The 26,355-nt window shown below is 45.6% G+C and carries 17 protein-coding genes; 5 read left to right on the forward strand and 12 right to left on the reverse strand.

Features of this window, described 5'->3' with window-relative positions:
- Window positions 1-783: 783 nt before the first annotated feature.
- The 3 genes from guaA to helD form a co-directional block, all read right to left on the reverse strand.
- Window positions 784-2,334: a glutamine-hydrolyzing GMP synthase gene (guaA, locus tag IWT5_RS03905; RefSeq protein WP_089108653.1), complete on the reverse strand. Its 1,551-nt coding sequence runs from the start codon at window positions 2,332-2,334 to the stop codon at window positions 784-786.
- A gap of 197 nt (window positions 2,335-2,531) precedes the next feature.
- Complete coding sequence (gene coaA / locus IWT5_RS03910) at window positions 2,532-3,455, reverse strand: type I pantothenate kinase (protein WP_089108654.1); 924 nt, start codon at window positions 3,453-3,455, stop codon at window positions 2,532-2,534.
- 142 nt (window positions 3,456-3,597) lie between these two features.
- Window positions 3,598-5,892, reverse strand: a complete 2,295-nt coding sequence (gene helD / locus IWT5_RS03915) for an RNA polymerase recycling motor HelD (protein ID WP_089108655.1) — start codon at window positions 5,890-5,892, stop codon at window positions 3,598-3,600.
- Window positions 5,893-5,995: 103 nt separating this feature from the next.
- On the opposite strand from helD, the gene IWT5_RS03920 reads away from it, so the two are divergent.
- Both IWT5_RS03920 and IWT5_RS03925 read left to right on the forward strand, forming a co-directional pair.
- Window positions 5,996-7,852 carry a cation:proton antiporter family protein gene (locus IWT5_RS03920; RefSeq protein ID WP_089108656.1) on the forward strand — a complete coding sequence of 619 codons (1,857 nt, stop codon included), beginning with the start codon at window positions 5,996-5,998 and terminating at the stop codon, window positions 7,850-7,852.
- A gap of 27 nt (window positions 7,853-7,879) precedes the next feature.
- Complete coding sequence (locus tag IWT5_RS03925) at window positions 7,880-8,542, forward strand: histidine phosphatase family protein (RefSeq protein WP_089108657.1); 663 nt, start codon at window positions 7,880-7,882, stop codon at window positions 8,540-8,542.
- A gap of 206 nt (window positions 8,543-8,748) precedes the next feature.
- Here IWT5_RS03925 and IWT5_RS03930 read toward each other — a convergent pair whose 3' ends face one another.
- Window positions 8,749-11,139: an NAD(P)H-dependent oxidoreductase gene (locus IWT5_RS03930; RefSeq protein WP_089108658.1), complete on the reverse strand. Its 2,391-nt coding sequence runs from the start codon at window positions 11,137-11,139 to the stop codon at window positions 8,749-8,751.
- Window positions 11,140-11,335: 196 nt separating this feature from the next.
- Between IWT5_RS03930 and IWT5_RS03935 the strand changes: the two genes are divergently transcribed.
- Window positions 11,336-12,265, forward strand: coding sequence for a LysR family transcriptional regulator (locus tag IWT5_RS03935; RefSeq protein WP_089108659.1), 930 nt, complete (start codon window positions 11,336-11,338; stop codon window positions 12,263-12,265).
- A gap of 57 nt (window positions 12,266-12,322) precedes the next feature.
- Here IWT5_RS03935 and IWT5_RS03940 read toward each other — a convergent pair whose 3' ends face one another.
- Complete coding sequence (locus IWT5_RS03940; RefSeq protein WP_089108660.1) at window positions 12,323-13,129, reverse strand: alpha/beta fold hydrolase; 807 nt, start codon at window positions 13,127-13,129, stop codon at window positions 12,323-12,325.
- A 183-nt stretch (window positions 13,130-13,312) separates the two neighbouring features.
- On the opposite strand from IWT5_RS03940, the gene IWT5_RS03945 reads away from it, so the two are divergent.
- Window positions 13,313-15,091 carry an ABC transporter ATP-binding protein gene (locus IWT5_RS03945; RefSeq protein ID WP_191981277.1) on the forward strand — a complete coding sequence of 593 codons (1,779 nt, stop codon included), beginning with the start codon at window positions 13,313-13,315 and terminating at the stop codon, window positions 15,089-15,091.
- Window positions 15,092-15,290: 199 nt separating this feature from the next.
- Here the strand turns inward: IWT5_RS03945 and IWT5_RS03950 are convergent, their stop codons facing one another.
- The 5 genes from IWT5_RS03950 to IWT5_RS03970 all read right to left on the reverse strand — a co-directional run bounded on the left by IWT5_RS03950 (window position 15,291) and on the right by IWT5_RS03970 (window position 21,077).
- Window positions 15,291-16,253 carry an ABC transporter ATP-binding protein gene (locus IWT5_RS03950; protein WP_089108662.1) on the reverse strand — a complete coding sequence of 321 codons (963 nt, stop codon included), beginning with the start codon at window positions 16,251-16,253 and terminating at the stop codon, window positions 15,291-15,293.
- The gene (locus IWT5_RS03955) at window positions 16,253-17,347 is read right to left on the reverse strand and encodes an ABC transporter ATP-binding protein (RefSeq protein ID WP_089108663.1); all 1,095 of its coding nucleotides are present in this window, start codon (window positions 17,345-17,347) and stop codon (window positions 16,253-16,255) included. Before IWT5_RS03955 ends, IWT5_RS03950 begins: the two co-directional genes overlap by 1 nt.
- Before the next feature lie 13 nt (window positions 17,348-17,360).
- Complete coding sequence (locus IWT5_RS03960) at window positions 17,361-18,383, reverse strand: ABC transporter permease (RefSeq protein WP_089108664.1); 1,023 nt, start codon at window positions 18,381-18,383, stop codon at window positions 17,361-17,363.
- A 15-nt stretch (window positions 18,384-18,398) separates the two neighbouring features.
- Window positions 18,399-19,328 carry an oligopeptide ABC transporter permease gene (gene opp3b / locus IWT5_RS03965; RefSeq protein WP_089108665.1) on the reverse strand — a complete coding sequence of 310 codons (930 nt, stop codon included), beginning with the start codon at window positions 19,326-19,328 and terminating at the stop codon, window positions 18,399-18,401.
- 117 nt (window positions 19,329-19,445) lie between these two features.
- Window positions 19,446-21,077 (reverse strand): peptide ABC transporter substrate-binding protein, encoded by a 1,632-nt coding sequence (locus IWT5_RS03970; RefSeq protein WP_089108666.1) that lies wholly within the window; start codon window positions 21,075-21,077, stop codon window positions 19,446-19,448.
- 351 nt (window positions 21,078-21,428) lie between these two features.
- On the opposite strand from IWT5_RS03970, the gene hflX reads away from it, so the two are divergent.
- Window positions 21,429-22,706 carry a GTPase HflX gene (gene hflX / locus IWT5_RS03975; RefSeq protein ID WP_089108667.1) on the forward strand — a complete coding sequence of 426 codons (1,278 nt, stop codon included), beginning with the start codon at window positions 21,429-21,431 and terminating at the stop codon, window positions 22,704-22,706.
- A gap of 309 nt (window positions 22,707-23,015) precedes the next feature.
- Here the strand turns inward: hflX and IWT5_RS03980 are convergent, their stop codons facing one another.
- On the reverse strand, window positions 23,016-24,836 hold the full coding sequence (locus IWT5_RS03980; protein ID WP_089108668.1) for a pectate lyase family protein: 1,821 nt from the start codon (window positions 24,834-24,836) through the stop codon (window positions 23,016-23,018).
- 179 nt (window positions 24,837-25,015) lie between these two features.
- On the reverse strand, window positions 25,016-26,161 hold the full coding sequence (locus IWT5_RS03985) for an RNA-guided endonuclease TnpB family protein (RefSeq protein ID WP_089108669.1): 1,146 nt from the start codon (window positions 26,159-26,161) through the stop codon (window positions 25,016-25,018).
- Between the last annotated feature and the right edge of the window lie 194 nt (window positions 26,162-26,355).

Genomic DNA, 26,355 nt, shown 5'->3' on the forward strand with positions numbered 1-26,355 from the left:
CGGAAATTTAGAGTAAGAGTACTTTATACCTTGCACATCAAAACTAAAAAAGTCCTAATCACAAAATAGTGATTAGAACTAATTTAAGAAATTTACCAACAACAGTTGTCAAAGAGCCGTTTAAACGGGTTAGTTGGCAATAGATCAAAAAAGTAGAGACATACAAGGACAGCTTAGTCCAATGTATGTCTCTACTTTTTGTTTTAATTTTTCCGAACCTAGTTACTGTTACTCATAAACCGATAAGTAATAGTTCCTCCTTGACCATCCGATTCCTTCCATGGCAGGAATGTGACTGAGTGATCATTTAGAGTGTAATGAATGCTGTATTTTCCAACCTTCAATATCCCATTATTATCCGTGGAGGGGATCGCCCCCCGCTCGTGCGGGGAATAGAAGTTCTGAGATTTCGGGTTTCTTAGCCCCTGGGGATCACCCCCGCTCATGCGGGGAATAGACTAAAAGAATCCCTATATAACAGCAATCTTAAATTGACCATTTGGCAAATTTAATCAGTCCTACTACAGAGAGATTGAAATAACCATGTATTAAATATATCACACTCAGCTTTCATGACTTACTCAAAACGCTTTTAATAATTTTCTAAACAATTATACAGAACATCAGGTTGCTCTAAGTTCATTTTTCTGTAAACGACATCAAAAAACACGACTACCATATGGTAGTCGTGTTTTTGGTTGGGATCGTCATAAATATAACCCTTTTACAACGTCACAAATATAGTTAAATCCACATTACGGCTTCACTTTACCGAGCAGGAACCTATTCCCACTCAATTGTCGACGGCGGCTTACTCGTAACATCATACACAATCCGGTTAACATGCTTTACTTCGTTTACGATTCGTGTCGAGATTTGAGCTAACACTTCATATGGAATGTGTGCAAAATCCGCAGTCATCCCATCGATAGAAGTTACGGCACGGATACCAACAGTGTAGTCGTATGTCCGGCCGTCACCCATGACACCGACTGAACGGATACCTGGCAGAACGGTAAAGTATTGCCAGATGTCGCGGTCTAAGCCGGCCTTTTTGATTTCGTCACGGAGGATAAAGTCACTTTCACGGACAATTTCGAGTTTTTCGGGAGTGATTTCGCCAATCACCCGAATCCCTAAACCAGGGCCTGGGAATGGCTGACGCCAAACGAGGTCTGAAGGCATACCCAGCTTCTCACCTAATTCACGGGCTTCGTCCTTAAACAGGGTCCGTAATGGTTCGATCAATTGGAAATGCATGTCTTCTGGCAAGCCACCAACGTTATGGTGAGACTTGATGGTTTGAGCTGTATCAGTACCTGATTCAACCACGTCAGTATATAGCGTGCCCTGAGCCAAGAAGTCGATACCATCCAGCTTTTGAGCTTCATCGTTAAACACTTGGATAAACTCGTTACCGATGATCTTTCGCTTCTTTTCAGGCTCGCTAACACCTTTCAGCTTGGATAAGAACCGATCAGCAGCATTGACTTGAATAATATTCAAGCCAAACTTGCCTTTCAGACTATTCATCACTTGTTCAGCTTCACCTTTACGAAGCAGGCCATGGTCGACGAAGATTGACGTCAGCTGAGTGCCGATGGCTTTGTGTAACAGCACACCCACAACAGATGAATCAACACCGCCAGAAAGGCCCAGCAGGACCTTCTTGTCACCAACAGTTTCGCGAATATGCTGAATCTGCAGGTCGATGAAATCATCCATGGACCAGTTCGCCTCAGCGTGGCAAACATCAAAGGCGAAGTGCTTCAAAATATCGTTACCGTAATCAGTGTTCCGCACTTCGGCATGGAATTGAATGCCATAGAAGTTCCGTGCGGTATCCTGCATCGCAGCAATTGGGCATTCCGGACTTGTAGCAACTGCAGTAAAGCCTTCAGGCACCTTGGTCACTAAGTCACCATGACTCATCCACACGTTTTGTTCCTTAGGCGTGTTGGCAAATAATTTGGCATCATCGCTGGTTACCGTAATGGCTGCACGACCGTACTGGCCGTTATCAGACTTCACTTGGCCACCAAGGTTGTAAGCCATCAACTGCATGCCATAACAAATTCCCAGAATTGGAATACCTAACTTGAAGATTTCTGGGTCGACCCGTAGCGCATCTTTAGCATACACACTGTCGGGACCACCAGAAAAGATGATTCCCTTGGGATTAAGAGCCTTAACTTCGTCAGCCGTGATCTCGTGGGACATTAACTCTGAGTAAACGCCTAAATCACGGATCCGACGGGTAATGAGCTGATTGTACTGTGAACCGAAGTCCAGCACAATGATCTTATCAAAGGACGATAAATCCACCTTTGCCAATCCATTCACACCTTTCTTAATATCAAACAGAACTTGAAACCATTAGTTATACTATACAGATTCTTCCAATCACGGTCAATCAAAATGAGGAAAGTTTAATTGTTCGGATTTTAACGGATATCAGCCGTTAAATCAAGTCATTTAACTTCATCAAAAGTGGATTTCACTAACCATTCTCATCTGGTCAGGCAAACCAATTATGACTTGCGCAGCATGACCTGATCGATAATATGCTGCTCGCCTTTATGGATAATCATATTTGCCCGGTTCCGAGTCGGTAAAATATAGTCTTCCAAATTTGGCAGATCCACGCTGTACCAGATATTCTTAGCTGACTCGACCGCGTGCTCCAGCGGCACCTTGGTATACGAATGGTAGTAGTTATCCGGATCGTTCTTCGCCAGCTTCAGCAGGGCCTTAAACCGCTCCAAATACCATTCCTCAATCAGCTTCGGCCGTGCATCCACGTAAATTGAGAAGTCGGTAAAGTCAGATACGTAAATCTGTTCGGAACTTGGCAATTGTAACGTATTGATGCCTTCAATGATCAGCACATCCGGCCGCTCAATTTCCTGTACTTCGTCCGGTACGATATCGTAATTCTTATGGGAGTACACGGGAACTTCCATTAGTTCCTTACCCGATTTAACGTCATTTAAGAACGTGATCAGCGCCTTCATGTCATAGCTTTCAGGGAAACCTTTACGGGTTAAAAGGCCGCGTTTTTTCAGTTCAGATGTCGGGTACAAGAAACCATCCGTCGTCAGCATTTCGATCCGCTGATCCGAGAAGAAGTGGTTCATCAGCACTTTTAAGAGCCGCGCCGTGGTACTCTTCCCCACTGCCACACTACCAGCAATTCCAATGATATAGGGCACGTGCCGGGGTGTCTGCCGCAAGAAGTGGGCTTTGGAATTTTGCCACTCGTCAAAATGGTGAATCAGAAGACCCAGATAGTGAATCAGTGGAATGTAAATATCCTGCACATCCTGCACCGAGATTTGGTCGTTAAACGCCTTGATCTGTTTCAGACTCGCCTGTGTCAGCGGAACTGACGCCTCTTGATAAAAGTCACGCCATTCATTTTTGCTAAATACATCGTAATTCATCAAATCTGTCATTCGATTCAGCCTCATCATATTCCGTAAATACTAAATTGATACTATTATACACGAGCCATCTCGTAAGCGCTATATCTAGGCTGAATAACTACAATATAGAAAAAGCGATTGGCCCATTAACGGACACAATCGCTTCATTAAATTACTCTTTGACATATTCTTCTTCAGGCACCGTATCAAACAGCGGTGACAGCTTCTCAGTCGCCAAAACCGTTAATTGATGCATGGCCCGTGAGCAAATGGTGTACAGCAGCTGCCGTTCATCATCGTCGTGGTAGTTCTTTTCAGAAGCTTCCCAGACGATCACGGCATCGAATTCCAGTCCCTTAGCTAGGAAGGATGGCACGATGATGACGCCAGGTGCCAGCCGCTGATTTTCGGACTGAATCAACGTGGCCTTAACACCCGCCTCATTCAGCTCTTCAGAAAGCTTGCGGCAGTCGGCCAATGATTTGCCAATGATTGCCGTGCTTTCCTCAGCGTTATTGTTAGCCCGTAGCTGTTTAATCAGCCGTTTCAACGTTGCTTGGCGATCAGGCTGAACGCTCATTACCGGTAGCGCACCGGCACGGTCGAAGGCCTTCACCGCTTCACCATTGACCAAAATGTGGCGGGTGAAGTCAGTGATCTGTTCGGTTGACCGGTAAGACTGGGTTAATTGCACAACGCGGGTCTTTTCCGGATCAAACATGGTACTCAGCTCACTCAGCAAGGTCTTACTGTTTTCCTTAGTGAAAATGGCTTGGTTCAGATCGCCCAACAGCGTGAACTTCGCCCGTGGGAAACTAAACTTGAGATAAGCTAACTGGAATGGCGTGTAGTCCTGAATTTCATCAATAAAGACGTAGCGCATGTCCTTTTCGCCCTTATGACCGCTCATCTTGTCATACAAATAGAGATAAGGTGAGATGTTGCTCAAGGTCATCTTAGATTGCTTGATATCCGCAATGGTGCGTTCAACGCTGGCTTTCCAGTCAGCCTTGCTGATCCCGTAGTCGTCTAGGTTAATGATGGCGGGAATGCTGCGCAGCATGTGAACCATTTGACCGTTGATACTCAAGAACCGGTTGCGGACCACTGCTTGCCGAATGGGTGCAAAAGCCTTCATGACAATTTTGCGCGCGTAGAATTTGTATTCCTTATCGGCATCTTCAATTTCTTGCGGATCTTCACCCTTCATCTGGTTCATTTCTTCTTGGCTCAGATCCTGAACGGCTTCTTCAACCCACTTAGCCCGCATTTCCGAGCTAATTCGCCGATTCAGCATCTTGATCAGCTGCTCGCGGGTGCCGTCAAGCCGGTTGAATAAGCGATAATTTTCGTTAAAACTGTAGTAAATTTCGTGAATTTTTTCCTTGGTAAAGAACGGTTTCCCCTTAAAATTAATGTTCCGGAAAATCATGTCTTCCTTTTCCAAATGGTTGGCGTAGGCTGTAACGGCGTTGTAGAACACTAAGCTGCCTTTTAAGGCGTCGATCCGCTTTTCAGCAGCCGTATAGTCTTCACCAAAGCGCTGTGCCAGCGTCTCCACTGCCATCTTAGGCAAACGGTGCCCCGTATATTGGTAATACGTCATCTGAACCATGTTTTGCTCCCCTAATTCAGGCAGCACCTGGTCGATGTAGTCGTTAAATAACTGGTTAGGCGAGAATAAGATGACCTGAGCCGACGTTAATTTCCCCCGGTAACGATACAGCAGATAGGCGACCCGTTGCAAAACAGCCGCGGTCTTCCCTGAAACAGCTGCCCCTTGGACGAACAGCAGATCGGACTTGGTATCCCGAATAATCTGGTTTTGCTCTTTTTGAATGGTGGTCACGATACTCTTCATCTTCGTATCAGACTGTTCACTCAAGGCATCCAGCAGCATCTGGTCACCAACGGCTTCTTCGGTATCGAAAACCGTTTTAATGGTGCCGTCTTCAATCTGGAACTGCCGCTTCAGTTTTAAATCGACCGTCTGCTCCCCATCGGGCGTTTGGTAGGTCACGTTGCCTAAACCGCCGTCGTAATAAACACTAGAAATCGGCGCACGCCAGTCATATACTAGAAAACGATCAGGTTCGTCCGAAAATGAAGCCAAGCCAATGTAAATCGACTCGGTTTTTGGCTCGCCAACTTCATGGAAATCGATCCGTGCAAAGTACGGTGTCTTCTCCATTTTCTTGAGCGTATTGAGTTCATCGGTAGCGTGCTGCCAGCTATTTTGGCGTTCATTCAGCTGCTGTTGCTGCTGGTGAACGGACAGACCGGTTTCCATGATACCTTCGTACGAATCGGTTTTTAGCCGCAGTTCGTTAACGAGGTTGTCACGGATACCAGACTCATCTGACTTCGCTTTATCGATGCGTTCTTGCGACTTAACCTGAGCAATTTTGATTTTATCAATAACCGCATTTAAATGTGTTTGTTCTTGCTGTTTTATCGTCTCTACCATAGCGCCCTCCAGTCGTAAATTCGATAGTCTAGTATATCACTAAATGCTACTGATAAGAACAAAATAGCTTCATTAATCCCTTTAAATCATTCGAGGTATGAATATGGATCAAATATCGCTGGTTATTATCTTATTAAGTGCTTTAGCCATTCCCCTCATTATGGCGCGGTTTCAGTTAACACTGCTGCCCACAGCGGTGGTGGAAATTATCGTCGGGGTGGTTTTAGGCCCTAGCCTGTTCAACCTCATTCACGCTAACGCAACGTTGAGCATGTTAAAGGACGTTGGGGTCATCGTCTTGTTGTTTCTCAGCGGGCTTGAAATTGACTTCAGCCTCTTTAGCCGTAAACGCAATGACCTGACACCGCTGGAACAAAAACAATCACTGAACGCACCCAAGTATTCAGCGGTAGCGCTGGCCTTCATTAGTTATGGGTCAATCGTGATCATGTCCGCAATCATTGCTGTCTTGCTGAATGCTACCGGCATGTTCACGGATATCTGGCTGGCGATGATCCTGTTTATGACCATTTCACTGGGAATCGTCATCGCTGCGTTGAAGGAAAAAGAACTGCTGAGTAAACCTTTCGGCCAAACCATTTTACTGATTTCAGCGTTAGGCGAAGTGGTCCCCATGATTGGGTTAACCTTCTACGCTTCGGCCTATAGTCCAACTGCTAAATCATTGTGGCTATTATTATTAATTCTGTTAGCGGCGGGTCTGTTAGTTTGGCGCTTCAAAGCCTTCTTCAAGTTCTTCGACCGGATCAATAAATCCACAACGCAATTGGATGTCCGCCTGTCGTTCTTCGTGATCGTGCTACTGGTGACCATTGCTGAATCCGTTGGTGCTGAAGGCATCCTCGGGGCTTTCTTGGCGGGGATCGTCATTAAGTTGCTGCAGCCTCACGAGGAAACCAAAGTGCGGCTAGACTCCATTGGCTACGGCTTCTTTATCCCGATCTTCTTTATCATGAGTGGCGTGGGATTGAACCTGCGAACATTACTGGCTGACCGCAACACGCTGATTTTAATTCCGGCGTTTTTAGTGGCCTACCTGCTCGCGAAAGCCGCGATTTACCCTATTCTGCGGTTACGGTTTAAGAATGCCAATGCCTTTGCGGGGACTGCGATGACCACAACGACTTTGACCGTGGTTTTAGCCGTTTTACAGGTTGCGGAACACCTGCACCGGATTACCGCTCAGCAATCTGGCGCGTTTCTACTCGCCGCCATCCTAACGTGTATCATTGGCCCAGTCACCTTTAACCGCCTTTACAGCACTGAAGCTGCTGACGCCAAACCGCTGAACGTGCACTTTATCGGAACCAACTTGCTGACCGTTCCCGTGGCCCAGCAACTAACCAAAAACGGTTACGATATTCATATGTATACCGATCAGGAACGTAACTACCGGGCGTTTAACAGTGAAATTGACGTTCACTTGCTGGCTAATCTCGTGCCTGATGATTTAGTGGAACAAGCGGTTTTCGATACTGACATCATTGTCCTGGGTCAAAGTAATTCGAAGGAAAATTACCGCTTAGCTAAGTCAGCGAAGCAGTACGGCGTCCCCCGTGTCATCGCCCGTTTTGAGGACCCCAACATTCTCGATGAGCGTAAAGACACGCTGATGAAAATGGGCGTTGAGGTTTACAGCACACCAGACGTGCAGATCAGTATGCTGCGCAGTTTAATTGAAACACCATCGACACTGGAACTGCTCACTTCCACCGATGCGGCCGTTTACGAAGTCCAGTTACGCAACCACAAGTACGCCGATATTCAGATTCGCAATTTACCGTTTATCGACAACATTACGATTGCCCAGATTTACCGCGAACACCGTTTTGTCCGGCCTAGTGGCGACACACCATTAAAACTGAATGACCGGATCCTCTTTACCGGTAGCAAGCAGGAATCAGCTCGCATTCGCCGCGAACTCGGCAAACTAAACTAAACTCAGACATTATTTGGAGGCAACAATTTGGCAAATTTTGATATCTATTTCGTCCGTCACGGACAGACTGTTTTGAACAAGTACCACCGGATTCAGGGCTGGATCGATGCTCCCCTAACGGATAAGGGCGTGGCCGACGCCAAAGCTGCCGGTCAGCGATTGGCACACATTCCGTTTACCAAAGCCTATACCAGCGACGCACCAAGAGCGCAACGAACCGCCCGTTTCATTTTGGCAGCCAATTCAGGTAACGTGAAGCAGGCCACCGTTGAAACCGCCTTTCGGGAAGAAAACTTCGGCTACTTTGAAGGTAACGATGATCTTCAGGCTTGGCATATGATTGGCGGTCCCGAAGGCCACGATACGTTTAACGACATGATCACCGCCTATTCCATTGAAGGTGTAAAGGACCGCATTGCTGCCCTAGACCCCTTCAACGATGCCGAAGATAACGCCACTTATTGGGCTAGATTACAACCGGGATTTGACCGTCTGATGGCCGAATGTGTCGATGGCGACAAGGTCCTGGTGGCTAGTCATGGCACCACCATCCGCAGTATCGTTTCCCGTTTTCAGCCAGACATTAACATTGCTGTTTCAGCACTTAACGGCTCCGTCACGAAGTTAGAAGTGCGCGGTAATGAGATTACCGTGGCTTACTATAATCGGGTTGATGACCACCTAAAGTAAGCCTATACTTGGTAAGTATTTCAATCAATTCTTATCAAAATGAGTGTTATTGTCCTTTGGTTCTGATCGCTAAGATAGATTAATTACGTGCCAAAACTCAGATTCCGGCCATTTAACGCAAAAAATGCCTATCCCGCAAAAATCGCGGAATAGGCATTTTTCACGTTAAATTCTGGAATCTACCGAGTTTTGTCACAGCTTGGCAATTAAACCGTTGCCTTAACCTTCGACAAGGCGTTTTTAACCGCACTCTTCAACGCACGGCTGGATGAAGAAGCACCAGAAACTCCGTCGACGTCATAGGTGTTAGCGGCCACCATGGTTTGAGGTAATTCCGCCATCGCTTGTTGACCAACATCTTCACTTTCAGACTCTTTGAGCACCTCAACCTCACTCAAGGTCCCATTCGAGTAGGTTACCCGCACGACAATTTGACCACCGATGCCGGCTTCAGAAACCCCCAAGTACTGGTCTGGGCCAACTTCAAACTGACTCAATACGTTTTCGCCGTCCAAGTCGTTACGGCCTAAATCGGCTATGGGCGCCGTTTCCGTTGTCGTAATCAACGAATCCGTCTTAACGGCTGCGGCATTTTCACCAGCAATCTTACCGAAAATCAAGCATTCTGCCAGGTTACCGCCACCGTTATACTGGTTAGCGTTGATCCCGCCAAATTCGCCTGCGCTGTAAAGGTGTGGAATCGGCTGACCAGCAGCATCTAACACTTCTGCTTTGGCATTTCGTTGCGCACCACCCTGAGTATTAAGCATGGCAGTTGCTAATGGTGTGGCGTAAAACGGACCGTCACCAAACGCTGCTAGTGAATCGCCTGCACGGCCTAACGCGAAATCAGTACCCTGTTCCGCGAACTGGTTAAACTGGTTGACCGTTTGTTTCAGCGTTTCAGGATCGGCATCAATTTTGGCTGCCAATTCTGCGAGACTAGCTGCTTTGATCGTGATCTTAAAGAAATCAGGATAAGGTAATTTGCTTTGCGCCTTGATCTTATCATATTGGGTCTGATCAAAGATTAAGTGTGGGTGGTTGTAAACCGTTGGATTGTGCCAGCTACCGTGTTCGTATGCATGACCATGACGGCCGTTCTCATCTTCGCGAACGTAACGGCTACCATCATCTGCGGCAATAAAAATGCTGCCATGTGAGAGTTCTGGCCAAGCGGCTAAGATAAACTTGCCCCGTTGTTCCTCAGGGTTCTCAAAGGTAAAGCTGGTATTAAAACCATAGCCTTCAAAACTCTTCATGTGCCAAAACTTGGCGCCAACTTCTTGCGCCATGCTAATCCCATCACCCTTGTTATACAGCGTGCCGATGACCTTTAACTTAGGGACACCAATAAAGTTTTGAATGTATTCGGGATTGTTTTCGAAGCCGCCCATTGCCATGACAACACCGTTACGAGCCTGAATGTTAACTAATTGGCCATTCCGCTCGATTTGAACCCCTTCAATGACACCCGTATCCGTATTTTGGATGAGGTGTTTAGCAGGGGAAGACAACCAGATGTCGATCTGCTTTGGCCGTTTCGTCACTTGAGCACGTAACGTCTTCCAAAGTGACGCATCGAAGTAACCGTCGTGAACGGTGGTCAGATCAATTGCGTCTGAGCCGTCAAATTCTGGGTATTCTGGTGATAGACCATTCGCAAAAGCTTCAAAGTCTGGATCACGGTGAACTTTATTGTAGCTAACTGGTTCTTCAATTTCCAAATACTGTTTAAAGTAGGCTGGCATATTTGAAATCCCTTTGACATAGGTATCCAAGATTTCTTCGTCAATGTCGATACTGCCAAATAGCTGTTTAAAGTAGGCCTTAGTCTTGTTGTAATCGTGGCCAGTCAAAACAACCTGACCTGCGTACCGTGTATTACCGCCTTCGTGACCATCAGGTGCTGCATCCGCCAATAAAACTTTGGCGCCGTTATCCGCAGCAAACCGTGCGGCTGTGGCGCCGACTGCCCCAAAACCCAATACAACAACATCGTAGGCACTGGCCCACTTGACTGGCTGTCTCTGACTCGTTTTCATCTTCACTGACCCCTCTCCGTTAACTTTGGTACAAAATTGCACGTAATCGTTAAAACAACTTTCTAAGAATTGAATCGTTTGCGCGTCTTTCAAGTCGCCCTGCTCATCGAAAGCCTTAGTGGCGAAGCTCAACATAAATTCGTCTCCTGGCATCACGATGGCATTCACGCCTGGCGCATCCAGAATCTGCCGCAAGTTTTGCTGTGCTCTGGAAGTTCCTTGGATACCTAAAGAAGCACCCACGATCATGATCGGTTTCTTTTCTAGGGGATGAATCTCACAGGATAACCACTCTAAAACGCTCTTTAACGCGGCTGGAATTGAGTGATCATATTCTGGCGTTGCAATAATCAATCCATCCGTCGCTGTAATGGCGTCGGCTAGCTGCTGTACATTGACGGGTATTTTAGCCCCTTCCCGAAATAGCGGGATATTAGAGATATCGCAAATAGTGATCTTAGCTTGTTGTTTAAAATGGCGCTGCATGTAAGCCAATAATTGACGGTTATAAGATTGATCGGCGTTAGTGCCGACCAGAGCAACGAAATGCATGAAATCTGCCTCCTTGGTTTAATCGTTGGTCAATCATTTGATAGTTGACGTGACCGTCAAGTGACCAACTGAGCAACTTTTAATTCGCTATTATTATCTATCCGTTTTCACGGCTTGTGAAATAGATTATTAATTGAAAAAGTATGCCAAAAATGGCATACTAGCTTTATCGATCTTAAAAGAAGAAGGTTTGATCATGAAAACTCTGACCCGAGAACACCAGATGATACAGATATTGGAAGCGGTTGCTAAGTACGGCAACATTTCGGTGGTAGCTGATCAATTATTCCTAACGCAGCCCACCGTCAGCAAGCTTATTCGTAACCAGGAACAGCAGTACGGTGTTGACTTGCTCGACCGTACACAGCACCCGTTAAAGTTAACTTATGCTGGTGAATACTACTTGAGTCAAATCAAACAGCTCGTCCAATCTTATCAGGTTATGAGCCATGAGCTGCAGCAGTTTGCCAGCAATCAGGTGGGTCGCCTCACGATCGGTGTCAATCCATCTTTAGCGCAGATCATTTTACCGCCATTGTTACCAGCATTTCACCAACGTTTCCCGCAAATCGAAATTCGCTTGATTGAAAGATCCTCTGCTGAAATGGAAGCTGCCGTTATCAATCAAGAATTAGACTTATACCTGGGTATTACTCCCGCCTATAGTCCCCAACTTGGCTATAAGCGCCTGTATACCGACAGTGGCACACTGCTGATACCAGCGACTTTCAAAGCTCGAGAGCTGCCCACCGAACCGATTGCCGATATCAGTCCGTTGGTCAACGGGCACGACTTTATCGTCGAAACGGATACCAGCGGCTTTCAGCGTCTCGTCAATAGTTACCTGACCAAGTATCACATCACACCAAACGTTGTCCTAAGAACTGCTAATATTGATACGGCAGCTAGCCTATCACTGGGAGGACTGGGTGCAACAATCATTCCAACGTCAGCGATTTCACCCTTAACAAAGAAAAAAATGCGGATGGTCAGCATCCTGCCAACCACGTTTCAGTGTGATATTGCTATTGCCTATCCAACGCAACGTAATTGTTCAAGTCAGGCCAAAGGGTTTATTGAGCTGGCGCAACAGCAGTTTCAAACCATCCATGAAAAACGGGATTAAGTAAAAAGGGTACCCTCAAAGTTGATAATAACTTTGAAGGTACTCCTTTTTGACACTTTATAACGTCGCTAAGAATTGATCCAGCACGGTCTGGAACTGTTCTGGATCTTCATATTCCATCCCGTGGCCGACATTCTTTAAAACTGCCGCCTGGCCATGCTTAACTAACTTCGCTGATTCAGTTGCGTGCGTGCTCGGCCAAAATGGACTGTGATCAGCCGCCATGAACAAGGTCGGCACCGTCACCGTTTGGAGAATCCCACGCCAATCAGCCCATGCATGGTCTAATAGTAATGGCTTAGTCATCTCCAGCGTGTAGGCATTATCGTTAGTTTCCGCAGCTACCGCCTTCATAATGGTCATCACTTCTGGGGTAACGTCCCTATAAAAGGGACTCGCTAGTGGCGTGTCAAAAAAGGTCCCCATATTTGTCATGGTCAACTCATACATCCCTGTTTGCCAATCACCATCATTGACCATTTTCGGTGTTTGGTCCACGTTCACAAAAGCACCCAACTGCGCGTCGCCAAATAGAGAAAGATAAGCCATCACGGTTGAACCACCCATGGAATGGCCCACAACGATTGGCCGTTTTAAATGTAGGGTCGTCAGTAGGTCATGCAGGTCCTCGCCTTGTCGTGCCATCGTTTTATTATATGTAGGTGATACGGTATTGCCATTAAAACGACGCTCTAACCCAATCACACGATAACGGTCCCGATAGTATTTCGCTTGGGGCAGCCACGTCTGCGCACTGGCTCGATAACCAGCAATGAAGACTAAGGGCTGGCCCTCACCTTCGTCAAAATACTCTAACGTTGCGCCATCACTCACTGTAAACTGATGCATCGGTAATAAATCCATTTGATCACTCCTTTTATGTATGATTAAAATAATATTAGAAAATCATTAGAACGTCAACCCCAATCAATCTAAACATCAACGTTATTTACTATTCCTCACGCAATCCTTTTAGTTGCAACCAGTTGTCTGCCGTGCTACATTAGCGGACGGATTAAAATAACACGCATAATGGGGGTGAGTTCCATGGCAGATAAACAGGCTGAATCCAAGGCTAACGGGTCACTGATGGCCATGTTCCGGTTTGTCTTCAGTAAAGTTCTTAAGAAGCGCTGGCTATTAGTGTTAAATATTCTGGCGTTAACCGTCATTACCTTGCTGCAGTTCGTCATGCCGCAAATCGAACAGTTCATCATTGATAAAGTCATTCCGCAACGTAATTTTCAGTGGTTAGTTGGTGCGGTTACCGTTCTTCTGCTGACAGCTGTCGTGTTAGGCGCCTTCACTTACATTTCAACCTACTACATGACCGTGATGAGTCAAAATGCCATCACGGAACTGCGAAATCAGCTTTACGAGTACTTATTAAAGTTAGATACCACCTTTTTTGAAGCCAGCAAAACCGGTGACTTGATGACCCGGCTTACCAGTGATATCAACAACCTGCAAAGTCTCATTTCAGCTAACATGTTAAACATGATTGGCAACCTGTTCACCTTCATTGGCGTACTGGCACTGATTTTCTACATTAACTGGCAAATGGCATTAGCCGTCAGCCTGACCTTTCCACTGATGTTTATCGTCTACCGGGTCTTTCGGGTCCGAATTCGCACCGCCTTTATGAATGCCCGCCGATCACAATCACGGATGTCCAATCAAATGCAGCAAACCCTAACTCAAATCGACCTCATCAAGAGTTTTAATAGTGAAGATACCGAAGCACAGCGGTTTGATCATTTTGCTGATACCAACCGAAAAGATATGATCACTGCTGGCCGCAACCAAGCAATCTTCTCCCCCTTGATTGACGGCATCAATACGCTGGGAATCGCCATTGTCCTGGCGTTAGGCGCTTACTTTATCATCAAAGGACAGCTCACGGTGGGTGCACTGGTTGCCTACTTAAGCTACGTCGCCATGGTGCAGTCACCGATTCAGGCTTTCACTCGACTGCTCAACCAGCTGCAGCAATCCCTGGTTTCATACGGTCGAATCCAATCCATCCTGCAGGAACAGCCTCAGGTCTTAAATGCAGCTGACCCTAAGCCGTTCCCGAAGTTCACTAAGGGAATTGTCCTTAGCCACGTGAACTTCACGTATAACGCCCATTTGCAACCGGACAGCCATGACGCCACCCTCAAAGACGTCAGCTTCACGATTCCATATGGTAAAACGACGGCACTGGTTGGCCGTTCAGGGTCTGGCAAGACTACGATCACCCGTCTGATCGACCGCTTCTATGATATTGAAAGTGGCAGCATTACCTTTGACGGCCTGCCAATTCAGTCCATCGACATCTCTTCGCTACGCCAAAACATCGCGATTGTTTCTCAGGACATCTTTATCATTGACGGCAGTATTCGTAACAATATTCTGTACGGCCGGCCAAATGCCACCGATGAAGAAGTCTGGGAAGTTGCCAGATTAGCCGATCTAGAAACTTTCATCCGAGAACTGCCTGACCAATTAGACACCCAAGTTGGTGAACGTGGCGTCAAACTCTCCGGCGGCCAGAAGCAGCGGGTTTCAATTGCCCGTGCGCTCCTGAAAAATGCCCCGATTATCATTTTGGATGAAGCCACCGCCAGCTTAGATAACCAATCAGAAAAAGCGATTCAGCACGCTTTGAATAATTTACTGGCCTCTCGAACGTCACTGGTTATTGCCCACCGGTTATCCACGATTCACGATGCTGACCAAATTATCGTCCTGGAAAATGGACGGGTGGTGGAAACTGGTACGCATGAGAATCTGTTAAAAGCGGATGGTGCTTATAAGAAGTTGTATGATGCGCAGTTTGAATAGGTAGTTGCCTGTTCTGTTGCTGAAACGCGTTCAAGAGCTCAGAGCCTGGTCATGTACGTGCTTGGATTTTACGTAGCTGAAACGCGTTCAAAGACTCAGAGCCCGGCCACGTAACAAAAAAATCAGGTAAGTCCTCAAGTTCAAGGACTTACCTGATTTTTTCGTTACGCTCTGGGCTCTACCCGAGTCTTTTCACGCTCTATTCTTTCACACTCAGTCCCATTTTCTTCGCCCTCTCCTGATACATCGGGATTTCATCCTGACTGCATTGGACAAAGTGATGCGGGACAATTTCTACTAATTCACGTTTCTTAGAGCCGTCTTCAAACTTCGGATCGTACTTAATCTGTTTTCGCGTGCGCTCATACTCTGGATCTGGCACCGGCACCGCCGACAGCAGACTTTTGGTGTAGTCATGCAACGGGTGGTTGTAGACTTCATCCGACGTTCCCACTTCCAGCATCCGGCCATAGTGCATAACCCCAATACGGTCAGAAATGTACTTCACCATCGACAAATCATGGGCGATGAACAAGAAGGTTAATTTTCGTTCACGCTGCAATTGTTTCAGCAAGTTCACCACTTGTGCTTGAATGGAAACATCCAAAGCAGAAATGGGTTCATCCGCAATAATAAACTTCGGTTGCACAGCCAATGCCCGCGCAATCCCAATCCGTTGCCGCTGCCCACCAGAAAATTCGTGGGGATAACGACTGGCATGGTCGCGGTTCAAACCAACGGTGGCTAATAAATCGGCAACCTGCTTGCTACGATCAGTATCATTTTTTGCCAAATGGTTAATATCGATACCTTCAGCCACGATATCCTTGACCTTCATGCGGGGATTCAAAGACGCATAGGGATCCTGAAAAATCATCTGCATGTCGCGGCGAAACTGCTGCATTTTTTTGGCAACTTTCATGCCAATGATTTCTTGACCATTAAATTTAATGGAACCGCTAGTTGGTTGGTACAGGTGAATAATCGCCCGACCAGTCGTGGTTTTACCAGAACCAGATTCACCAACCAAGCCAAAGGTTTCACCCTCATAAATATCAAAAGAGATATCGTCAACAGCTCTAACTTCATCGCGTTTGCCAACGTTGAAGTACTGTTTCAAATGGCTGACTTCAAGCACTTTTTTAGCGTTATCAAGCTCCATTATTGCTGTTCCTCCTCTTCTTCAATTCGATGCTGTTCCTTGGCTTCAGCTTCCTTTTGCATCACTGCAAACTTCTTTTGCCGTTCGATGATCTGCTCCGGCGGTGTCACCTTAGGCGCATCGGGATGCAGTAACCACGTTGCCGCGTAGTGAGTATCCGAGACCTTGAAAAATGGTGGTTCCTGCTCCGTGTCAATCTTTAAGGCATACGGATTCCGAGGAGCAAATGCATCACCCTTTGGTGGATCCAGCAAGTCTGGCGGTGTCCCAGGAATGGAAGCCAATTCATCACCGTGTGTGTCCAGCGTTGGCATTGAACTCAGCAAGCCCCAGGTATAAGGGTGCTTGGGGTTATAAAAGATTTCATCAACGGTCCCGTATTCAACGATCTTGCCAGCATACATCACGGCTACTCGGTCGGCCATACCGGCAACGACACCAAGGTCATGGGTAATGAAGATAATTGAAGTTGAGATTTTATCCTGAAGCTCACGCATCAAATCCAAAATCTGTGCTTGAATCGTGACATCCAACGCCGTGGTTGGTTCGTCAGCAATCAGAATTTCTGGATAGTTGATCAGGGCAATGGCGATGACGATCCGTTGCCGCATCCCACCTGAAAATTGGTGCGGATAATCGTTGATCCGATTTTCAGCGTCCGTGATGCCAACTAACTTCATCATTTCCAAAGCTTGCGCCATGGCCTTTTCTTTCTTAACACCCTTGTGAATGATCAGTGGTTCAGCAATTTGCCGACCAATGCGCATCGTTGGGTCAAGTGACGTCATCGGATCTTGGAAAATTTGGGCAATCTTTGCGCCCCGTAACCCTTCCAGCTGTTTCTGCGACATTTTTAAAACATCTTGACCATGAAATTGAATACTGCCGCCAGCCACAACCGCATTATTAGCCAATAAGCCCATAATCGAACGGGTAGTGACCGTCTTACCAGAACCAGATTCACCGACAATGGCGAGGGTTTCACCTTTTTTTAAACTAAAACTAACGTCTCGAATCGCCTTAACAGTTCCCGCGTAGGTGTTGAAGTTGATTTTGAGATGATTGACATCCAAAATGGTTTCTTTACTCTGCATAGTGTCGCTTCACCTACCCTTTCGTTTGCGGATCAAAGGCATCGCGCAGACCATCGGCAAAAATGTTAAAGGCAATCATAATCACTGACAGCACAATGGCTGGATACCACATTTGATATGGCAAAAATTGGAAGTTCTTTTGACCATCGTTCAGCAACGTCCCAAGTGAGGCTTGCGGCGCGCTGATCCCGATCCCGACGAAGGACAGGAAAGCCTCGAAGAAGATGGCACTTGGAATCGTGAACATGGTTTGAATAATAATGATACTCGATAGGTTCGGCAGCAAGTGTTTGAAGGCAATTTTAAGTGAACTTTCACCTAACGTTTTCGCCGCCAAAACGTACTCTTGTTCCTTTAACTCCAAGGTTTGCGCCCGGATCAGACGGGCCATCGTCGTCCAGCTAGAAAACGCGATTGCTAGCGTAATGGACATCATGCCTGGTTTCAGAATCAAAATCAGCAGCACGACGACAACCAGCGTTGGAATCGACATGATAATTTCAATGACACGTTGCATGAAGTTATCGATCCAGCCACCCTTCCAGCCAGAAAACAGACCGAAAGTAACGCCGATCAACAGGTCAACCGCTGTGGCAACCACCGCAACCGTCAATGAAATCCGTGTCCCAAAGAGGATTCTGGATAACATATCACGACCGAGATAATCGGTTCCCAGCAAGTAGTGCACACCAGCACCTGCACCAGCAGCCTGGTAAGCATTGACTCGGGTCCCCGCTTGCATCAACGTCCCGTTGACACCATTAATATTAATGCCGGGCCACTTAGGTGGTAAGTTTGCAAATTGCGGATTGACGGCGTTAGGGTTATGCGGTGAAAAGAACGCCGATCCAAACGCTAATACAAAGAAGACCACGAGGATGATCATTGCAATAATCGCACTTTTATTCATTTTTAAGCGACGCCATGCATCTTGCATGAAAGTCAGATTAGGTGCCGCAATTTTTTCACTGTCGAGATGTTTTGACTTATCAAGAGGTTCAAAACTATCTGCAGGAAGCTTTACTTCGTCAGCCATTTTTTTGCCTCCTAATTAATTACTTCTGCCAGAGATTCGAATTCGTGGATCAATAATTCCGTATACGATATCGGTGATCAGCAGAACCACCATCAGCATGACACTGTAAACAATCGTGACGGCCATGATGGTTGGATAATCGTTGGTCAGAATCGACTTGACAAATTGTTCCCCGATACCAGGAATTGAGAAGATGTTTTCAATGACCATTGAACCGGTCATGATGTTAACCGCCAACGGGCCAATGATCGTGACGACTGGAATCAAACTGTTCCGCAGCGCATGGTGATAAATCACGCCCCACTTGCTCAGCCCTTTAGCCCTAGCCAGCTCAATATAGTCTGAATTTAAAACATCCACCATTTCTGTCCGGGTGAACCGCGCCGTATCCGCGAACGGCGACGCGGCCAACGCAAGGGTTGGCAAAACGGTGTAGGCAAAACCGCCCCAATCAGCAATCGGGAACAAGTGTAATTTTAAGCCAAGGAAATATTGAAGCAAAACCGCCAACACGAAACTAGGAATGGAAATCCCAAGAATTGAAATAATGGTCGTGGTTGTATCGACCCAAGTGTTTTTCTTGATGGCACCTAACGCACCAACTAAGATCCCGGGAACGACCCCTAAAATCATCGCTTGTAATCCCAACAGTAGCGACGGTCCGATCCGGCTTGAAATCAAGTAGGAAACCGGCTGGTCACTAAACTGGAAGGAGGTCCCAAAGTTACCTTGGAACACACCGCCAACGTAAATCAAGTACTGCTGCCAGATGGGCTTAGTTAAGCCATACTGTTTCAAAATTAAATGTTGCTGTGCCGGTGACAGCTTTTGCTGGTTTTGCAATGGTGTCCCTGGCAATAATTTCATCAGAAAAAACGTGACCGTGATGACGATGAATAAGGTTAACAGCAGGTAAAAGACCCGCTTTAATAAATATTTCGCCATGAAAATACCTCTCCATTCTACTAACTATTTAACATCTCGATACGGTTCTTAATTATGTAAAAACAAAGCATGGCGTCAAACCAAGCTTTGCAATCACGTAGACAACTTCTCGTTTCTTTATTGATGGCTTGAAATATAAGCTCGACTGAAGTCCCATTGTGCGCCCGTTGGGAAGTACTGAAGACCGTGAACATAAGGTTTCAGCATCTGTGGTTGTGAGCGTTGATAAATGGGTGCAACCCCTTGCTGTTCCATCAAGGTCTTTTCGGCACTCACCAAATCATTCCAACGGGAATCCGGATTGTTAGCATCCTTGCCCTCAGCGTTCTTGATCGCGGTATCATAAGCCTTATTCTGCCAACGGCCACGATTGTAAGCATTATTGGAAGTAAATAACGAGCTAAAGGAGATTGCATCCGGAAAATCAGCGATCCAGCCACCGACCACCATATCAAAGTCCCCATCGTTCGAACGTGTGAGCCGAACATTAAATGGAACCGCGGTAGTCGTGAGTTTCAATCCAGGCAGTTTATCTAATTGACTCTGAATAAATTCAATCGTCTTTTTACCGTTTGGCGTATCATCCGCAAGTAAGTTCAGCGTGATGCTGGATTGACCAGACTGCTGCAGGGCTTTCTTCCAAAGTGCCCGTGCCTCGGTCAAGTTATACGCCGTTCCAGATTTGACGTAGGCTGCATCAGCAAAATCAGTGTGTCCTTTTTTAGCTAGTCCAGCTGGTACGAAGCCCTTTGGTTTGTGGGAGCCATCCGCCAAAATATTATGTGTAAATGACTGCCTGTTAATCGCTAACGAAATGGCTTTTCTGGCATCAACGTTATTTTTGAAGAAGCCATTACGCTGGTTAAATTCAAGATAAAACATCGATGCCGACTCCCTAACGTGCATGTCAGGTGAATTCTTCAAGTGACGATACTGCAGGCCATCAGTCATTAACTCATCCACTTTGCCGCTTTGATACAGGCTCAACCAGGTCCCTGGATCCTTGATTACCTGATACTTAACGGCTTTCAGCTTGGTAGCTTTCGCATCCCAATAACGATTGTTCTTTTTCAGTGTCCAAGTATCATTGGTCCCGTTCCAGTCTGTCAGCTTAAACGGCCCGTTATAGACCGCTTTATCGGCTGCAGTGGCATATTTAGCGCCATACTTCTTAACCACCTGCTGATTCTGCGGCAAGAACGCTTGAGAAGCAACTAAGTACTTGAAATAGCCCTGTGGCTTCGACAGTGTCACAATCAGTTGATGCTTGCCATGTGCTTTGACTCCCAGACTGGAAGGCGATTTTTTACCCTTATTAACGGCTTCAAAATTGGCCACGTGGCTGTAAAGATAAGCGTATTGGGCAGCTGTTTTAGGCGTTACCGTCCGTCGCCAGCCATAAACGAAGTCGGCCGCCGTTACTGGCGTACCATTGCTCCACTTAGAATGCCGCAGGTTAAAGGTCCAAGTTTTACCGTCCTTTGAAACCTCATAGGATTTGGCAACACCAGGGCGAAGTTTCGACCCCTGACCAATCCTGAGCAGCCCTTCGTCAACGTTGTTTAGTGCACCACCACTGACGACATCCGTTGACTTTGAAGGATCCATTGTCGGTAAGTCAGCTGTCTCCACCCAGTGGAGCGTTTGGTCACTATCCAAACGCGGTCGATTTTGATGACCGCAAGAGGCTAATAACAGCAATGACGCGCCTGAAATAGTTCCAAATGCTATCGTTTTTTTAAACTTCATAGCCAGCCAGCTCCCTTTAATTTTCGCGTAAACGTGCACGAATATTTATTGAATATTGTATATTAGAAAAGCATTAAAATCAATGGCACTTTATCATTTTACACGTCTAACCCAGCGAACCTTGGGAAAATTTATCAAAAAAGGGTGCATATATTTTCGCTCAATAGAATATCTTTTCGTTCAATAAACCTTAACTTAACGCATTGACTATGCGTCAGCAGGCTCTTTTCAGTTTAAACTTTCACTGTTTAAAAATCAATTGTGCAAAACACATTTAATCTGCTGATCTGCTCAGTCCCATGCTGATAGCGTATGTTATACTGAGGCTAAACAACTAAGGATGGTGACAACATGGATAACAGCGAACTTGTGCCGGTCATTAACATTGGCCTTAATACAGGACGCTATAACTTTGATTATGCCATGGAAGAGTTAAAGGCTTTGTCGGAAGCTAATAACATGAACGTGGTAGAAACCACTGTGCAGAATCTGAGTCAGCCAGTTTCCGGAACTTATTTTGGGACTGGTAAAGTAGAAGAACTTCGCGATATTGTCGTTGATAACGGTGCTGAAATCGTTGTCGCTAACGATGAACTGACCCCTAGCCAAATCAGAAACTTAGAAAAAGTTGTCAAGGTTCCCGTTATGGACCGTACCGGCCTCATTCTAGCAATCTTTGCTAATCGGGCACAAAGCCGAGAAGCCAAACTGCAAGTGCAGCTGGCCAAGCTGCAGTATCAAATGCCACGACTGCACACCGCCATGAATCAGCGTTTAGACCAACAAACAGGCACTAGTGCCGGTGGTGGTTTCACCAACCGTGGTGCTGGTGAAGCACAGATCGAATTAAATCGTCGGACGGTTCAGCGGCAGATCAACCACGTTCGTCACGAACTCAAAGATGTTGACAAGTCAGCTGAAGTCAAACGCCAGCAACGCGAAAAGATTCAGTTACCCAACGTTGCGTTAATTGGTTATACTAACGCCGGTAAATCCACGATCATGAACGAACTGATCAAACGTTACGGGATGAATGACGACAAACAAGTCATGGTTAAAAACATGCTGTTTGCGACTTTGGACACCAGCGTGCGCCAGCTGCAGTTTGACGATTCCAAGAAATTGCTGCTTAGCGATACGGTTGGTTTTGTTTCCCAATTACCGACAACTTTAGTGGAAGCTTTCAAGTCGACTCTGTATGAGGCTGCCAATGCTGACCTGCTGGTTCAAGTCGTTGATTACTCCAGTCCTAACCGAATCGATATGATGGCAACCACCAAGAAAACCTTGGCTGATATTGGCGTGCCGGATTTGCCAATGATTACCGTTTACAACAAAGCTGATTTAACTGACAACGACTTCCCTTCTCGTGCTGGTGATGAAATTGTGGTTTCCGCTAAGGACACTGCCTCAATCGACTTGCTGGTACAAGTCATCAGAGAAAAAGTCTTCAAGAACTATGTCACTGCAACCTTCCTCATTCCGTTTGAAAAGGGTGACGTGGTTTCGTATTTAAACGAACACGCCAGCGTTAAATCAACGGATTATCTGGAAAACGGTACAAAGATCGAAGCTGAAGTCACCAATGTTGATTATCAGCGATTCGAAAAATACGTTTTGGAACAATAATGATTCAGTGATATTTAGTGTTGATGAGAAATCATCAGCACTATTTTTTTTATGCAAGAGAGTGCGACACAACTCGGTAGATTCCAGAATGTAACGAAAACAAGCCATTTCGACGTTTTTTTGTCGGAGTGGCTTGTTTTTCGTTACATGGCCGGAATCTGAGTTGTAGAGCATATTTAGACTAAATTAAAGTATTGAACAAAAGCAAACTTTAAGTGGTCTTTCAGTCAAGAAACCAGATGAAATTTTTATCAATATACACTTATGCTTCAGCTTCCTCAAAATACCTATCAGACTCGTTACATATTTCTAATAAAAGGCACTCGACCGAGTCCAGTACTTATTATTAACCAAATAGTAGGTCGAAGCCTTCCCATTTAACACAGATACTCGGGTTGCCCGTTGCGTGATAGTAACTGGCTTAGAACCCAAATCAGCCGTTGTTCCGGCTAGCTTAGCCAACTGCGGATCATTAAATACCTTAGTATACATCAAATAATTCTTGATTGGACTCAATGACCGGACATACGTGGCGTACTTGATTGAATCAAATTTCAGTGCCCCTGAACGGACCCAGTACTTCCGGGCGTTTGGATTAGAACTGAAACGAATTCGGTACCATTTGCCGCTGTCAGCCGTGGCCCGCATATCAACGTAGACGATGCCCGATTGCTTGGCATTAGACCAGCCATCATGCTGACTATAAATGTACCAGCCGGCGTGGCCACGAATATGATTATACAAACTATACTTTTGGGCTGCCTGAGTCGTTAACTTAGCGTACTGACCGTTATAACCCGCAGCATATGATTCTTTCTTATTAGTGGCTTTGTGCCCCTTGTACTTACCCGTCAATTTTTGTAATTTTGAGGTGTTCGTCATGTCAGAGGGTTTCACTGCGACATTTTTATTGTTGGTGTTGGCACTGACTGTCATATCACTAGCATTCATTCCAGCACTTAACACAAAGGGAATCTTACTCTTTGAGCTGGTGATTTTATTCCCCGTGACCTTCACACCGGTGATGCCATCGCCCTTTGAATTATCAAAGTAAACATACCGGTTATTGGGATTAAGGTTGACGAATTTATTATTCGTAATCTGAATGTTCGACATCTTCACAATTGGTGAAAGGTTGTAAATCCGAATGTAGTTACCTGATCCTAAAGCACCTTTATTTTCAAAGGTATTATTGCTGATATATAAGTTTGAAACACAAACGAAGTGAATGTTCGCCCCATCAGCACTCAATAGTGGTTTAGCATCCTGAACGTAATTGTTGGTAAAGTGGATATCGTGAATAATGCCACCTGCACCGTTGGCGTAAAGTGCGTGCTGTCCGATTGGGTTTGGTGCAAATGACTTCACTGAACCTGACTTATTGGAAAGCGGTACAAATTTATTTTTAGTCACGTTAATATCGTAAGACGGTAAGTTATCATACACATCCCCTGGTTCGTGATACGACATGGCTTTATGGTTAGAATAATCCACTTGAATCGCTTCTTTATAGTCAGTTTGCGCGTTAAACCCGGTAAAGGTTGAATTCTTAACGTTAACATCGTGACTGCCATCAATATCAAGATAATGCCCTGTTGGTGATTCGGCGTTATCAAAGGTACAGTTATTGAAGTTCACATGCTGAGCATGATGAATTGATTGGACAAAAACACTTTGTCCAGCCGACTTATTGTAATCGCCGCGGAAGGAGGCGTTATTCCACGTAATGTTGCTGATCCCGCCGTTGTAACCACTTTTGGGACTAGGATAAACAAACGCCATCCGGTCACCATTTTTAATGGTAAATTCGGCACCCTTATCAAAATCAAAGGTCATATGTGAATGCAGCACGATTGCATCTAGCTTAGAATCCGTAAATAAGTAGTTGCCCTTCGGAACGTGAATTGTGACGTTCTCATTGGAATTGTCGATAATCTCTTGAAGCTTGGCACTATTATCGGTTTTGCCGTTTCCGACCATCCCTTGACTCTGCACGTTAATGGTCTGATCCGCATGGGCCACAGTGACCTGTTCAAAACTCAAACTATTTTGTCCAAGTTGTGCTACCCCGAAGCTCATCGCAAGTCCAAAAGTGATAGCTCCTAATATTAATTTCATTGGTTTACTCATATCACACGACATCCTCTCCCAAAAACAAAGTGGCTTTCTATCTAGAATACCGTGAACTACTCATCATTAAAGTAACGAGCTTCTAGGAACACCGCTGACTTACGCATCATTCAAAGAATGGTGCGCAGAGGTTACGGTTATTGACTAAGGACTGTTCCAGCCCAGGTGGTCTTTTTTTATTATGCTGTCGCTTTTAAAATGTTGACTGCGGCGTTAATATCGCGATCATGGTTAATCCTGCAGTTGGGACACGTCCACTGGCGAATATCCAAGGCGTGTTTACCATCATCATAGCCACAGACTGAACAGAGCTGGGAAGTCTTTCTGGGATTAACAGTGACCAGCTTTTTACCATACCAGGCACATTTATATTCCAGCATTATGCGAAGTTTTCGCCAAGATTGGTTGGCAATTGCTCTGGATAACTTGTGATTTTTCATCAGATTTTTGGTTTTCAAATCTTCAATTTTAATCACGTCATATTGTTCAACCAGTTCTTTAGTGACGTTATGCAGATAGTTATCCCGTTGATTGGCAATCTTTTCATTATATCTAGCGACCATGTGTTTAGCCTTCTGATAATTTTTAAAGTCTGTCAGCTCACGTGGCTCAATTACTTTATTGTGGTGATCCCAAGCAATCGCTGCTTGGGCCTGATGGCGACGTCTCGCTAAACGTTTTTCCCAGTAATGTTTCCTTTTACTGAGCCGTTTATCAAATCGGATGGTGGGATATTTGACCCCATCGGAAGTAATCATGAGATCAGCAACACCCATATCAACGCCGATAGCCTTAGTAGTCTTGATTAATGACTCAATATCAGTATCAACCAAAATAACGGCGTAGAACTTGCCAGTAGCAGAGCGTCGAATCGTGACGTTCTTAATCTTGCCAACTGGTTGTCGTCCAGCTTTAAATCTCAGGCATCCCAGCTTGGGTAACTTAAGGTGATGCTGATCAACCAATTGAATATTGTGATTAACCGCATTACATTGATAGCTTTGTTTAGGAAACTTACGGGCCTTGAACTTCGGAAACCCTTTGTGTTCTTTGAACAATTTTTGATAAGCATGATGTAAGTCGCGACTCACATGCAGCAGTGACGTTGATTCAGCTGCTTTGAGAAACGGATATTCCTGTTTCAAACACTTAATAAGGTAGTTCATACCAAACTCATTAACGTAACTGCCACCGTTAGCGTAGCGCTGCTTCTGCATGTCGAGCAGCTGATTCCAAACGAAACGGCAGTAACCGAAGTTAGCCGTGATTTTTTCCTGCTGTTGTGCCGTGGGATAGATGCGGGTTTTAATCGCTTTTAGCATCATAAGCGGTAACATCCTTTGATTTTGTCATTAGCAAACGTATGTTCTTATTATACAATATTCCCAACCGGTTGCCAACAAACAACGTCAAAAAAGACAATTCATCACGTCCTTAAAAGAACAGGTTTCCTTGCCAAAATTTAAGAAAATTGCTAATTAGGTTTAACTATTTCAAACATATAAATTAATCCTGTTCA

This window comes from Secundilactobacillus mixtipabuli (genome assembly GCF_002217925.1).
In the GTDB taxonomy this organism is placed as follows: Bacteria; Bacillota; Bacilli; order Lactobacillales; family Lactobacillaceae; genus Secundilactobacillus; species Secundilactobacillus mixtipabuli.

Excerpts from the sequence above, each read along its gene's own strand:
- helD (WP_089108655.1), bottom strand. The coding sequence starts at position 5,892 with ATGGTAGAGACGATAAAACAGCAAGAACAAACACATTTAAATGCGGTT.
- IWT5_RS03920 (WP_089108656.1), top strand. The coding sequence starts at position 5,996 with ATGGATCAAATATCGCTGGTTATTATCTTATTAAGTGCTTTAGCCATT.
- IWT5_RS03985 (WP_089108669.1), bottom strand. The coding sequence starts at position 26,161 with ATGATGCTAAAAGCGATTAAAACCCGCATCTATCCCACGGCACAACAG.
- IWT5_RS03945 (WP_191981277.1), top strand. The coding sequence starts at position 13,313 with ATGGCAGATAAACAGGCTGAATCCAAGGCTAACGGGTCACTGATGGCC.
- IWT5_RS03930 (WP_089108658.1), bottom strand. The coding sequence starts at position 11,139 with ATGCATTTCGTTGCTCTGGTCGGCACTAACGCCGATCAATCTTATAAC.
- IWT5_RS03970 (WP_089108666.1), bottom strand. The coding sequence starts at position 21,077 with ATGAAGTTTAAAAAAACGATAGCATTTGGAACTATTTCAGGCGCGTCA.
- IWT5_RS03955 (WP_089108663.1), bottom strand. The coding sequence starts at position 17,347 with ATGCAGAGTAAAGAAACCATTTTGGATGTCAATCATCTCAAAATCAAC.
- IWT5_RS03940 (WP_089108660.1), bottom strand. The coding sequence starts at position 13,129 with ATGGATTTATTACCGATGCATCAGTTTACAGTGAGTGATGGCGCAACG.
- IWT5_RS03980 (WP_089108668.1), bottom strand. The coding sequence starts at position 24,836 with ATGAGTAAACCAATGAAATTAATATTAGGAGCTATCACTTTTGGACTT.
- IWT5_RS03935 (WP_089108659.1), top strand. The coding sequence starts at position 11,336 with ATGAAAACTCTGACCCGAGAACACCAGATGATACAGATATTGGAAGCG.
- opp3b (WP_089108665.1), bottom strand. The coding sequence starts at position 19,328 with ATGGCGAAATATTTATTAAAGCGGGTCTTTTACCTGCTGTTAACCTTA.
- coaA (WP_089108654.1), bottom strand. The coding sequence starts at position 3,455 with ATGACAGATTTGATGAATTACGATGTATTTAGCAAAAATGAATGGCGT.
- IWT5_RS03960 (WP_089108664.1), bottom strand. The coding sequence starts at position 18,383 with ATGGCTGACGAAGTAAAGCTTCCTGCAGATAGTTTTGAACCTCTTGAT.
- hflX (WP_089108667.1), top strand. The coding sequence starts at position 21,429 with ATGGATAACAGCGAACTTGTGCCGGTCATTAACATTGGCCTTAATACA.
- IWT5_RS03950 (WP_089108662.1), bottom strand. The coding sequence starts at position 16,253 with ATGGAGCTTGATAACGCTAAAAAAGTGCTTGAAGTCAGCCATTTGAAA.